The sequence below is a fragment of the Dialister sp. genome, from assembly GCF_051885895.1.
GTDB lineage: Bacteria > Bacillota > Negativicutes > Veillonellales > Dialisteraceae > Dialister.
The window spans coordinates 6,876-19,014 of sequence record NZ_JBJEXP010000094.1 but is presented as its reverse complement, the minus strand read 5'-3'; the positions used below and the strand labels follow the sequence as shown (position 1 = coordinate 19,014).

The window sequence follows — 12,139 nt, the reverse complement described above, 5'->3', positions numbered from 1 at the left end:
TGCATTTTTCCCGGTCTATGGTCCAGGTGCGGTTTTTCCGGTCTATGGAAATGGCCTCTGCCGGACAGTTATGCTCGCATTTGCCGCAGAAAAGACATTTGTCCGCTTCTATGCGGATATGGGTATCCGGCAGGTTCGCTGCTTCTGCCGGAGCCGCTTTCTTTTCTTCTGCCGCCGGTGCTTTGGTTTCTACCGGTGCCGGGGAAGGCGAAAGCGGTCCCATATGTCTTCTTCCCATAGGCGGGCGGGAGCCGTGCATGGTAATTTCGCTGGGGTTACCCAGATAGCAGCCCAGGGAGAGACATTTTCTGGGGCAGTTGTCAATGCAGGTGCCGCAGTTGACGCAGGCTTCCAGATTAATTCTCCAGGTCCGGGAGCGCCTGTCCACGGTAATGGCGCCAGAGGGACAGTTCCGCATGCACTGGCCGCAGAAAATACATTTCATAATGTTATTGACGATATGGCTCCTGTCATCCATGGCCGCCCGGGTCATATGGATGGCGGCTACCTTCCGCTGCACTCTGGATACGCCGTCTTCCTTCTGTACATTGAGAATAATCTCTGATTTCTTCACGTCCGGCGATGCCGGCTCCGGATCCATGTGGAGGCATTTCTTCGGGCATACTTCCACACAGCCGGCGCACTGGACGCAGGCGAAAGGATTGATTTTCCAGGTGCCTGTGGCCCGGTCCACCGTAATGGCACCGGCAGGGCAGGTCCTCATGCACTGGCCGCAGAGAATGCACTGGCTGATGTCGTTGATGACGCGGCCCCGGTCCTGGGGCCGGAAGGTTTTCGGCCGGATGGGATAGGAGGTGGTGACCGGCGGTTTAAACAGATTGGTGAGGGCCTGTTTCATGTAAATGAGAAAACTCATGGATTCCCTCCTTATCTTTCACAGCAGCTGATACAGGGATCGATGGTGAGGATGATATTGGGCACATCCGCCAGCTCGCAGCCCTTCAGCATTTTGACCAGAGCCGGAAGGTTGGCATTGGTGGGAGTGCGGAGACGGAACCGTTCCAGGTTCTTGGTGCCATTGCCCTTCACATAGTACAGCGCTTCGCCCCGGGGCTGTTCCACCCGGGTAAAATATTCGCCTGCCGGAGGCATGCCCCGCACCGGCGCATCAATGGCCCCTTCCGGCATGTTTTCCAGACAGCCGGTAATCATATCTATGGACTGATCAAGCTCTCCCAGACGCACCTTGACCCGGGCCAGGCAGTCTCCAGCTGTTTCAGTGACAGGATGGAAATGGAGCTCTTTATAGAATCCTTCATCATCGGCCATGCGGTAGTCTACGGGAAGGCCGCTGGCCCTGGCCATGGGGCCTACGCAGCCCAGTTCCACCGCATCATTCATGGAAAGGACACCCACCCCTTCCAGACGGCTCTGGATGGTATTGTCATAGAGGAATACCATGGCCATGTCCTTGATTTCCCTGCGGAGTTCCTTCATCTTTTCCAGGATTTCCTTCCGCTGGGTATCGGTAATATCCCTTCTTACCCCGCCGATTTTGCAGACGGAAAAAATAACCCTGCCGCCGGTGGTTTCTTCAAAAATATCCAGCACGATTTCCCGGATGCGCCAGGCATGCATGAAAAGACTTTCAAAGCCCATGGCATCAGCCGCCAGGCCGAACCAGAGCAGATGGCTGTGGAGACGGGACAGCTCATGCCACAGGGTGCGCAGACAGCTGGCCCGCTTCGGCACCTCTATGTCCATGAGGCCTTCCACGGCCTTGGCATAGCCCCACCCGTGGCCGAAGGAGCAGATGCCGCATACCCGTTCCGCCACATAGATGAACTGCTTGAAGTCCCGTTTTTCCACCAGCTTTTCCAGACCCCGGTGTACATAGCCGATGGAAGGCACTGCCCGTACCACCCTTTCGTCTTTCAGTTCCAGATCCAGGTGAATCGGTTCCGGAAGCACCGGATGCTGAGGCCCAAAGGGGACTGTGGTTATTTCTGCCATATGAAATCAATCCTCCTTTGTATCTTTCTGCACGGAAGCGTCAATGCCAAGGCCGCTCCGAAGATTCACCTTCACCGCCCGCTTTGCATGAACGGCGCCGGAAAGGTCGTGCCAGGGAGTTTTCTGGGCCAGATGGTAGAAATGGCCTCCGTAGTCCACCTCCGGCACAATAAACCGGATATCCAGGCCGAAAAGGTCATGGATTTCATTTTCCCATACGAAAGCATACCAGTACAGGCCGGTCACGCTCATGACAGATCCCGTGAGGGGCACAATGAGACGAAGATGGTACAGGAAATAATTTTTATCAAATGTATAGGTCAGCTCATACCCTTCTTCCACCCTGGTGCAGAGAATCTGTACCAGACGGCAGCCCTCCTTTTTAAAACGGGCCGTCCTTTCCAGAAGGTCTTCGCTGCGGATTTCAATGACCTGCTGTTTCATGATCTGCCTCCTTCTCCGCCAAAGACTTTCGGCGTTTCCTCAGGCACTCCGTGATTTCCGGAAGCCTTCAGCTTCCGGTGCTTTTCCTCCAGCACGGAAAGGCCCTTCACCACACCGGCAATGATGGACTCCGGCCGGGCCGCACAGCCCGGTACATACACATCCACCGGAATGGCCTTGTCCATGCCGCCCAGCATGTTGTAGCACTCCCGGAATACGCCGCCGGTGCAGGCGCAGGTGCCTACGGCAACGACTACCTTCGGCTCCGGCATCTGGTCGTAAATCTGACGCACCACCGGAAGGTTCTGTGCATTTACGCCGCCGGTGACCAGGAAAATATCCGCATGCTTCGGATCCCCTGTATTCACAATGCCGAACCGTTCCACGTCATACAGGGGCGTGAGGCAGGCCAGCACTTCAATATCGCATCCATTGCAGGAAGAACCGTCGTAATGGATCAGCCAGGGTGATTTCTTTTCAAATCCCATACGAGTCCTCCTTATTTGAAATACATGAGAAATGCCACATTAATAAATCCTGCAAGGAAAGAGAAAAGCCAGGTGGAGGCCAGCATTTTCTCCCATTTCATGCGGGCACAGCTGTTGTCCACCAGAATGCCGATGAAAAAGACCAGGCCACATACCAGAAGCCCCGGAATCAGCGTCCAGGGAGAAGAGGACAGGAAGAAGAGAAGCACCAGTCCCAGCAGGAACACGTCCTCATACCATTCGGCAATTTCCACCATGCCCAGGGTGCGTCCGGAAATTTCCGTCTTCACGCCGCCGATCAGTTCCTGATGGGCTTCGTGGGACATGGAAATATCGAAGGGCGATTTTCTGAATTTAATGAGAAGAATATAGCAGAGGCCCAGGAAAATGCCGGGCATGCGGAGGATATTCATGGTTTCCGAGGCCATAATGTCCCGGATATTGAAGCTGCCGCCGGAAAGATAGAATCCCAGTGCCACCATGAGCAGCATGGGTTCATAGGCCATGGTCTGCACCAGCTCCCTTTCCGCTCCCACCTGGCTGTAGGGGGAATCGGTGGCATAGGCGGCAATAATGAGACACACGCTGGCCATGGTCAAAGTAAAGACCACCAGCAGGATATCGCCCCGGGCAAAGAAGAAAGCGCCGGACAAAAGGACGAAAAGGAGAAAGCCGAAAACGTAAAATCCTTCCGCCTTATTGACGGCAATGGGCTGCTTGTCCCAGAGTTTTCCGAAATCATAGAAGGGCTGCAGAACAGGCGGCCCCACCCGCCGCTGCATGCGGGCGGAAATCTTCCTGTCCAGGCCGGAAAGAAGTCCTCCCAGAAGAGGCGCCAGCAGCAGGTACAGCACGGCGCCCATGACATTCATCATATAATCAGACATGGAACACACCTCCTGCCGCCAGGGACAGCTCCATGAGCACGCAGGCCAGGCAGGCCGTGTACCCCCAGAGAGTCATCCGTTTTTCTCCAAACCAGGATTCCAGATACCAGTTCCGAAGCTGCACCGGCACAACACGGCCGGCGGCGCCGCGGTAAGCCACATCGCTTCCCAGGTTTTCGCCGGACAGATTGGTAATGACCTGTTTCTTCCTGCGGCTCTTGCCGAAGCGGAGAGGCAGGATAATGAGCAGAAAGACCATGACCGACATGATCCAGAGATTGGACTGGGCAATGACATCATTAATATTTCTATACATGAGAGCCAGATAGGGAATGACCATGTACTGGGAAATCAGCGGGAAAAGCACGCATACCACCAGCGTCAGGGCGGCCAGGGACTTCAGGGCCGTCCATTCCACTCCCAGGATACCCTTCTCCCGGTTTTCATTGGTGGGGATATAGGTGGTAATCTTCCCCAGCCATTTGGTCCAGTAGAAAAGGGTGGTGGCGGAGCCATACACCAGAGCCAGAAGCAGCAGCGGCTGTCCTGCATCTACAAAGGCCTTCATGGCCGCCCATTTGGAAATGAGCATGCCGAAGGGCGCCAGGAACATGCCGCAGATGCCGATCACCATGCACAGGGACAGCCGGGGCATGGAATTGAAAATGCCGTCGAAGCTTTCCAGACAGCGGCTTCCCAGCTGCTGCTCCGCCGTACCTACGGTGAGGAACAGGAGACTCTTGGCCACCGCATGGAAAATGACAATCATAATGGCCGTCCAGGCTGCCTCATAGGAGCCGGTGCCGGCGCAGCATACAATAAGGCCCAGGTTGGAAATGGTGGAATAGGCCAGCACCTTTTTTCCGTCGGACTGGGAAATGGCCGCACAGGATGCGAAAAAGAACGTAATCCCACCCACCAGCATGGCCATAACACCTGCATGGTTATTGCCGAGAACCGGTGCCAGCTTGATAATCAGGAACACCCCGGCTTTCACCATGGTGGAGGAATGGAGCAGCGCCGATGTAGGCGTAGGCGCCACCATGGCCCCCAGCAGCCAGCCGGAAAAAGGCATCATGGCGGATTTTGTAAATCCGCAGAACACCAGAAGGGCCACCACCGGCTCCACCGGCATCTGCTGCATGCCCAGAGACAGAAGCTGGGACAGCTCCAGGGTGTAGAAATGGGAGCCCAGGTAGGCAATGGCGGAAGCAAAAGCCAGTCCTCCCAGAAGATTCATCCACAGTGCCTTGAAGGAATTGTGAATGGCCTCATTGGTTCCCGAGTAGCCGATCAGAAGGAAGGAACAGAGCGAGGTGATTTCCCAGAAGGTGTACATGTACAGAAGATTGTTGCACATCACCAGGCCGAACATGGCGGACAGGAAAAGAAAAACCACGAAGAAAAAGAAAGAACGGCGGTCCTTCACGTTGGCATGCTTCCTGTGATACACCGCCATGTACCCCAGAGAATACACCGCAATGAGACCGCCTATGATACCGGCAATGAGGATCATGATAATGGCCAGATTGTCGATATTGAAATCCCACACCGACCGGGCATAGCTTCCGGCGTGGAACTCAAAGGCCAGGATAAGGAAAAACTGGGCCAGTCCCAGAAGGGCTGTCAGATACCGTTTGTACTTCACGCAGAAATACAGCACCGTCAGCGCTGCCAGTCCGTCCACCGCCATCATCACAAGCCGGACCAGCGGAGAATCCACGCCGATCTTGAACGGATGGCCGAAATACATGACTCCTACCGCCACCGAAAGAGATGCCATCAAAAGTGCCGACACACGGACCAGCGTATTCCTGACCGCCGGATTCCTGTTCACCAGGAGCACCAGTGCCGTCACCAGAGGCAGAGCGAAAAGCAATGCCGGTAATACCATATCCATCTTCCCTTCTCCTGAACTCATCCCCGTTTTATAAGTATACCTTATATAACAGTCCTTCTCTTTATTAACATATACTTTATCTCAAAAATGCTATTCCTGCAAGGTATAAATTGCTCTCAATTAGTCATATCGATTTTTTCTATCGGTACTTAAAGAAGTTATGCATAAAATAGGGACGCTTTGTGCTCCCAGTTCGAAAGGTGCAGGGGAGGTAAAAAGGTTCTAAAGAATGGCCGGCACCGGGAATGGAAATGCCGCAGGTTTGACCGCACCTATGGCACTGAGGGCTGCAGTATCGCTGCCGAAGGCGGGCATATAAAATGGCGCCGCTGTCTCTGCCGCAAAAAAATACGGCGTTCTTATTGCTAAAAACGCCGTATTTCCAAAGCCGCCTTATTTTACGATTTCCATATCCGCTGCCGTATCTTCTTCCTTCTTCGGAGATTTTTTGATAATCTTGTACACCCCTACGGTAAGGAGCGGTGCCAGGTAGAGAAGAATGAAGGCATAGGCCAGGGCATTGTAGCCTTTGGCGATAAGATCGATAATGCCGATTTTGGCAAAAGCAACGGAAATGACCAGAATGGCAACGGTAAGCATGCCGCGGTGCTGGCGGGACAGAGGAGTTCTCCCCGTATCCTTCAGACCTGTATCGATCCGTTCCAGCATGGCATGGATAATGCCGGTAGCCGTTTCAATAAGAGTCCATCCCATGACGATGCTGAAGAGGAGGAGCAGCCATCCCGGCGCATTGTCTGCCTGCATCATAGCCACCCAGGGCACCGGAGAAGCCAGTACCGCCTTGTCCGGATAGAAGGCCATGACTGCATAGTAGGTCATGAACCAGGGGATAATCATAAGCAGGCCTGCAATGATTCCGCTGATGATGGTGTCTTTGCGGCTCTTCTGGGCCTTGATGGTGAAAAAGGATGCAGGGAATACCACCAGGTTGTAGGCCATGTAGAGAATGCCCGTCCACAGAGCGGCTCCGACAGTCGCATCGGGTACAAAGGAGTGGTCTCCTGCTGCCATGACTTCCGAAATATGGGCCCCGCCGTGGCTGATGACCAGGGCAGAGAAGGAAATATAACCGATATAGAGAAGCACGGTGCCGATGGTTTCAAAATAGGAAATAATCTTTTCCCCGTAATAGTTAAGAATGCCTACCACAATCGTAATGGCACCTACGCCGTACCAGTAGTTGAGCCCCGTCATCTGCTCCACTACTGCGCCGGTGGCTGACGACATGACGGCAATAATAATGACCATGAACAGCAGGTACACCAGGTCAAACACATGATAGAGGGGTCCGATCAGTTCCTTCAGGAAGGACTTGAAATCATACACCTTGTACAGGCGGATGAGCTCAAAGGAAAGAATGGCTACCACTGCAAATCCGATAAACGTAGCCAGCCCGGAAAGCCAGCCCATGGCACCATACTTGGCGCCGTACTCCACGATTTCACGGCCTGTGGCATATCCGCCGCCGATGAGCACGGACTGCAGGATAATGCCCGGAAGGATGAGCCTTCCCATGGCTCCGCTGAAAATCCCTTTTTTCTCTTCCATACTTCTTCACTCCTTTGTCTGTAAGGAAGGGGGAAAACGAAATTGTTACTCCCTCTGATTCCTCAACACTCCTGCAGGAAATCAAAAAGCGCCCGACAGAAATAAACATTTCTGAAGGGCGCATCCTTGCGCGGTACCACCTTGTACTTATCACTCTGCCTCATCAATGAACGGGGTTCATTGCGTCGGGCGTATCCATAACGGGGACATCCGCCAGGCCTACTCGGTTCGGCCGGGAAGCTCGCGAGTGAGTAAAACGACAGCTCCTTCCGGTTTTCACCATCCACCGGATCTCTAAAAGGAAATTCCGTCATTTCTGTCTCGTTCCATGCAGGTACTTTTTAGTTAGAAAGTAGTATACACGCATGAAGCAGGGTTGTCAATGGTAAATTGACATATATGGATAAATAAATAAGGAAATCTGCCGTAAGCCGTAGAAAACTGCACCGGAAATTCTCTCCGGCCGGCACCGGGAAAATAAAAAAGAGGCGCTCTTCAGGCGTCTCTTTTATTTCCGCAGAACTTACAGTGAACCGTTCAGTTTCCTGCCAGTTTCATAAATTCCCCTCTCAGGGCGCTGTCGGTCCTGAAAGCGCCGGAGGAAGCAATGGTTCTTGTCCGGGTGCCCGGCTTTTTGATGCCCCGGGCAGTCATGCAGGAATGTTCTCCTTCAATATATACGATCACATCCTCCGACCCCGTAACCATTTTCATGATATCCCGGATATCCGTTCCGATCCGTTCCTGGATCTGGAAGCGTTTGGATACCGCATCGGCAATGCGGGCGATTTTGGAAAGACCGATGACCCGTCCGTGGGGAATATAGCCCACAGCGGCCTTCATGTTGTACATGAGGGCAATGTGATGTTCGCAGTGGGAAAAGATGGGAATATCCTTCAGCACCACCATGTCATTTTCCGGAGTAGCAAAGGTTTTTTCAAATTCCCTGGCAATTTCTTCGTTCGATACGCCTGTATAGGCAAACTGCTCCGCCATCATGTCCGCAAACCGCTTCGGTGTTTCCAGAAGTCCTTCTCTTTCCGGATCATCTCCCACCGCTTCAATGATCAGCCGGGCTGCCTGTTCCAATTTTTTCAAATCCATGTTAAACGCCTCTCCTGTCCGGGTCCCAGATGATTTTATGAAGCTGCACCTGGACCCGTACATCCTGCAGCCTGTTCTTTCTTACGTATTCCACCAGTTTTTCCGGCTCGATTCTTCCCCATACAGGGCTGACAAAGAACGCGGGATGACGGACGCCGGAAAAATAATGGCTGATGATTTCCTTCATTTCATCCATATCTTCTTCGGAGCTGACTACAAATTTCAGCACGTCCTGCGGCTCCAGGAGCTTGAAATTGTCCCGGTTCATGTGGGCCTTCATGCCGCTGCCGGTGCACTTGAAATCCATGGTATAGAAAACGCCCTCCGGACGTTCTCTCCACAGAGGCACCGCACCGTTAGTTTCGATATTGATATCGTACCCCTCTTCCCCCAGCACCTGGCACAGATGATGCAGGGGATGAAGCATGGGTTCGCCGCCGGTGAGGGTGATCCGTTTCCAGGGATAGCCGTGAATGCGCCGGAGCACTTCCTCCTCCGTCAGCGCTTCCTTCGTGTCATCCAGTGTAAGGGAATAGGCGGTGTCGCAGTAGCTGCAGCGGAGATTGCAGCCTGCCAGGCGGACAAACACCGCCATAAGGCCTGTGCGCTTTCCTTCTCCGTCAATGCTGTCGAAGATTTCCGTTACATGGAAGAAACCGTCGTCCCAGGCGTACTTACTTTTCATAGGTTGCCACATTTCCTTCCGTTTCCTGCACGGAAACGCGGATGCAATAGGGGATATGGTCACAAATCCATTTGGCCATGTTTTCCGCCGTGGGATTCAGATCTCCCAGCACATCATTGATCAGATGGTGGTCAAACTGATTGACGATTTCCTTGATCTTGCTGAAATCCACCACCATGCCGTTCCTGTCCAGCTTGTCATTCTGCACGGTTACCGTAATGATCCAGTTATGTCCGTGAAGATTGGTGCATTTGCTTTCATAGTCCAGGTGCAGGAAATGGGCACCGGATACTTCTATTCTTTTTGTTACTGTAAACATGTATTGTTTCCTTTCATCATAGAAGGCCGCTGGCGCGGCCAAAGTACAAAGGGTTCAGAGGGTTCAAAAGGTTCAAAAGGTTCAGAGGGTGGCGGTATCGCCCTTCGGGCGATGAGTATATAGACCGCCGAAGGCGGCAATAAAATGGCGCCGAGAGGCGCCCACCCCGCCAGCGTCAGCGATACTATATAACTCCCCTGGGCGCAGCCCTCAAACGGTCCGGGAGGCGTCAGCCGGTCCCGGACAGAACCTTGGCAGCCCAGGGCCGTAAGGCCCGGTGGCGGCCTCAACCTTCGAGCCCGTAAGGGCAAGTCAACCTACGGGATTACTGTCAAGCGTCCGATTTGACAGCCGACTATCCCAGCGCCGGATCCTTTACTCCGTTTGCGGCGAAGGCAGCGGCCCGGTCAATGCAGGTGCCGCAGGTGCCGCAGGGTTTATCCCCGCCTTCGTAGCAGCTCCAGGTCAGTTCATAGGGCGTTTTCAGCTTCAGGCCCATGGCTACCACGCCGGCCTTATTCATTTCTGCAAAGGGGAATACCAGATGAACTTTCCCGTATGTGCCGATACGGATGGCTTCTCCCATATGCTGCAGGAAGGGTTCGCTGCAGTCCGCATAGGCATCGCCGGCCGCATCGTCCGCATGGGCGCCGATATAGATATCCACATCGTCATTTTCAAAAAGGGATGCCGCCAGGGAAGCCGCCGTAGAAAGCATCAGTCCGTTTCGGAAGGGCACATAGGTAGAAACCTTCCCTTCTCCGTTTTCCGCAATCTGCTGCGCATAGCTCTTATGCACAATTTCTTCGGTGGAATTGGCAAGGAGAGAGCAGTTGGAATACTGGAAAATCTGGGACAGGTCAAATTCATAATGCTTCAGATGATAATATTCCGCTACCTTGCGGGCTGCCAGGATTTCTTTCCTGTGCTTCTGCCCATAAAAAATAGAAGCAGTCACAACGTTTTCTGCTCCCAGTCTGTCAACAGCCAGGGAAACGCAGGTAGTGGAATCCACGCCTCCGCTGGATAATATAATCGCTTTTTTCATCTTTCCTCCTGTTTTTTAGAGTTGGTTAACAGATGACAACTGAGAAATATAGATACAGTGTATTATAGCACTCTTCGCCCCTTCATTGCAAAATACATGGATGGAAAATTTCAAAGGAGCGCGGCTCCGCCGCAGATTGTAGCCGCCTTTCGGCGGCAGATTGTATAAAAGGGTTGGGTAGAAAGGTTCAGAGGGTTCAAAGGGTTCAAAGGGTGGTGGTGGCGCCCTCCCGGGCGCATGATAAAAAAATAGTGCCGAAGGCGCTCACCTCGCCAGCGGCACAGTCAGCCAATCAAAAGGGTGGCCCTCTTATGAGCAGGTCAAAAGCCGACTTTGGCTGATGTAGAAGTCCTATGCAGGACTTCTACAGTATTTTATCCCTCCCCTTTGAACCGGCCCGGAAGGCAGCCCTTCCGGGGCCGAACCAGAGGCTCTGAGGGGCGAAAGCCCCAATAGCGCTTTGAACCTTTTGAACCCACTTGCATACGGGAATACATTCCAACAGGCAGTGGCAAGCAGACAGCAGGCCACTCCACTATCTTTCTGTCTCCTGCGCCTTCCATTTCCTGAAGAAATCCTCCGCCGCCCGGCGAAGATAGGCCTGAGGATTTTTCATGGATTTTTCCTTTTCTTCCTCCCGGGCCGCCGGGAGGACGGCAAGGGCTCCTTCTTCCAGCAGGATTTCCCAGCCTTTTCCCAGAGAACCGGAAAGGACAGCGCAGGGAACATTCCATTTCCTGCAGTGTCGGGCTACGGCGCCGGTGATTTTTCCTTCTCCGCTCTGGGCATCGCTCCTGCCTTCTCCCGTAATCACCAGATCCGCCTGCTGTATCCTCTCGTCAAACCGGGCCAGCTTCAGAAGCTCTTCCGCACCGGAGGTCATTCGGGCGCCAAGAAAGAGGGAAAGGGCCGCTCCCAGGCCGCCTGCCGCCCCGCTCCCCCGTATGCGGTCTGCATTTTTTCCGAAGGTTTTCCGCAGGATTTCCCTGTAGTGAACCATGCCCCGTTCCAGTACTTCCACCATGGCAGGATCCGCTCCCTTCTGCGGTGCAAAGGCTCGGGCTGCGCCTCTTTCTCCGCACAGGGGATTTTCCACATCGCTGAGGACAAGGATATCCGTTTCCGCTAAAAGAGGATGCCGGAGGGAGCAGTCAATGCTCTCCACCAGGGAAAGAGACGCCCCTTTGCCCGGCAGCTCCCTTCCTTCCCTGTCCAGGAAACGAATGCCCAGCGCTTCCATGGCTCCCATGCCGCCGTCACAGGTGGCGGATCCGCCGATACCCATGAGAAGGGTGCGGGCCCCTTCCTCCATGGCATGGGCCATCATCTCCCCGGTGCCGAAGGTAGAGGTAAGAAGGGGATTTCTTTGATCATCCGGCACCAGCATGAGTCCTGACGCCTCTGCCATTTCCATCACAGCCCTCTGTCCCGGAAGCAGTCCGTAGGAGGCGGAAACCCGGGTTCCCAAAGGCCCGGCGGCGGAAAAATGCATCCGCTTGCCTCCGGACCAGGCCAGCACGGCATCCACCGTCCCCTCTCCTCCGTCCGCCATGGGAAGCACCTCCGCCCGGCACTGCGGAAAGACAGCAAGGGCCGCCCTTTTTACAATGTCCCCCGCCTGCCGGGAAGAAAGGGTGCCCTTGAAAGAATCAGCGGCAATGATAATGTGCATGGGATGCTCCTTTCTCCATAGGCCGCTTCGCGGCGGGTTCAAAGGGTTC

At 54.0% G+C, this 12,139-nt stretch carries 12 protein-coding genes and 1 other annotated feature; all 12 genes read right to left on the bottom strand.

Annotated elements, in window-relative coordinates:
- A partial coding sequence (locus ACI4N7_RS08105) for a 4Fe-4S dicluster domain-containing protein (RefSeq protein ID WP_439732853.1) occupies nt 1-877 on the bottom strand: 877 nt, incomplete at its 3' end.
- A gap of 11 nt (nt 878-888) precedes the next feature.
- Complete coding sequence (locus ACI4N7_RS08100) at nt 889-1,974, bottom strand: hydrogenase large subunit (RefSeq protein ID WP_439732852.1); 1,086 nt, start codon at nt 1,972-1,974, stop codon at nt 889-891.
- Nucleotides 1,975-1,980: 6 nt separating this feature from the next.
- Nucleotides 1,981-2,418: an NADH-quinone oxidoreductase subunit C gene (locus ACI4N7_RS08095; protein ID WP_439732851.1), complete on the bottom strand. Its 438-nt coding sequence runs from the start codon at nt 2,416-2,418 to the stop codon at nt 1,981-1,983.
- Nucleotides 2,415-2,906 carry an NADH-quinone oxidoreductase subunit B family protein gene (locus ACI4N7_RS08090; protein WP_439732850.1) on the bottom strand — a complete coding sequence of 164 codons (492 nt, stop codon included), beginning with the start codon at nt 2,904-2,906 and terminating at the stop codon, nt 2,415-2,417. Before ACI4N7_RS08090 ends, ACI4N7_RS08095 begins: the two co-directional genes overlap by 4 nt.
- Nucleotides 2,907-2,917: 11 nt before the next feature.
- A complete protein-coding gene (locus tag ACI4N7_RS08085) occupies nt 2,918-3,793 on the bottom strand; it encodes a respiratory chain complex I subunit 1 family protein (protein WP_439732849.1) in 876 nt (291 codons plus the stop codon).
- On the bottom strand, nt 3,786-5,693 hold the full coding sequence (locus ACI4N7_RS08080) for an NADH-quinone oxidoreductase subunit 5 family protein (protein ID WP_439732848.1): 1,908 nt from the start codon (nt 5,691-5,693) through the stop codon (nt 3,786-3,788). Before ACI4N7_RS08080 ends, ACI4N7_RS08085 begins: the two co-directional genes overlap by 8 nt.
- A gap of 393 nt (nt 5,694-6,086) precedes the next feature.
- A complete protein-coding gene (locus ACI4N7_RS08075; protein WP_439732847.1) occupies nt 6,087-7,262 on the bottom strand; it encodes a YkvI family membrane protein in 1,176 nt (391 codons plus the stop codon).
- A gap of 111 nt (nt 7,263-7,373) precedes the next feature.
- Nucleotides 7,374-7,600: a binding site (T-box leader), on the bottom strand.
- Between the two features lie 199 nt (nt 7,601-7,799).
- Complete coding sequence (gene folE / locus ACI4N7_RS08070) at nt 7,800-8,366, bottom strand: GTP cyclohydrolase I (protein ID WP_439732846.1); 567 nt, start codon at nt 8,364-8,366, stop codon at nt 7,800-7,802.
- 1 nt (nt 8,367) lies between these two features.
- Entirely contained in the window at nt 8,368-9,051 is a 684-nt protein-coding gene (queE, locus tag ACI4N7_RS08065) for a putative 7-carboxy-7-deazaguanine synthase QueE (RefSeq protein WP_439732845.1), read from the bottom strand.
- A complete protein-coding gene (gene queD, locus ACI4N7_RS08060) occupies nt 9,041-9,370 on the bottom strand; it encodes a 6-carboxytetrahydropterin synthase QueD (RefSeq protein ID WP_439732844.1) in 330 nt (109 codons plus the stop codon). Before queD ends, queE begins: the two co-directional genes overlap by 11 nt.
- 355 nt (nt 9,371-9,725) lie before the next feature.
- Entirely contained in the window at nt 9,726-10,418 is a 693-nt protein-coding gene (locus ACI4N7_RS08055) for a 7-cyano-7-deazaguanine synthase (RefSeq protein WP_439732843.1), read from the bottom strand.
- A gap of 535 nt (nt 10,419-10,953) precedes the next feature.
- Nucleotides 10,954-12,139: glycerate kinase family protein (locus ACI4N7_RS08050; protein WP_439732842.1), on the bottom strand; the 1,186-nt coding region annotated here is incomplete at its 5' end.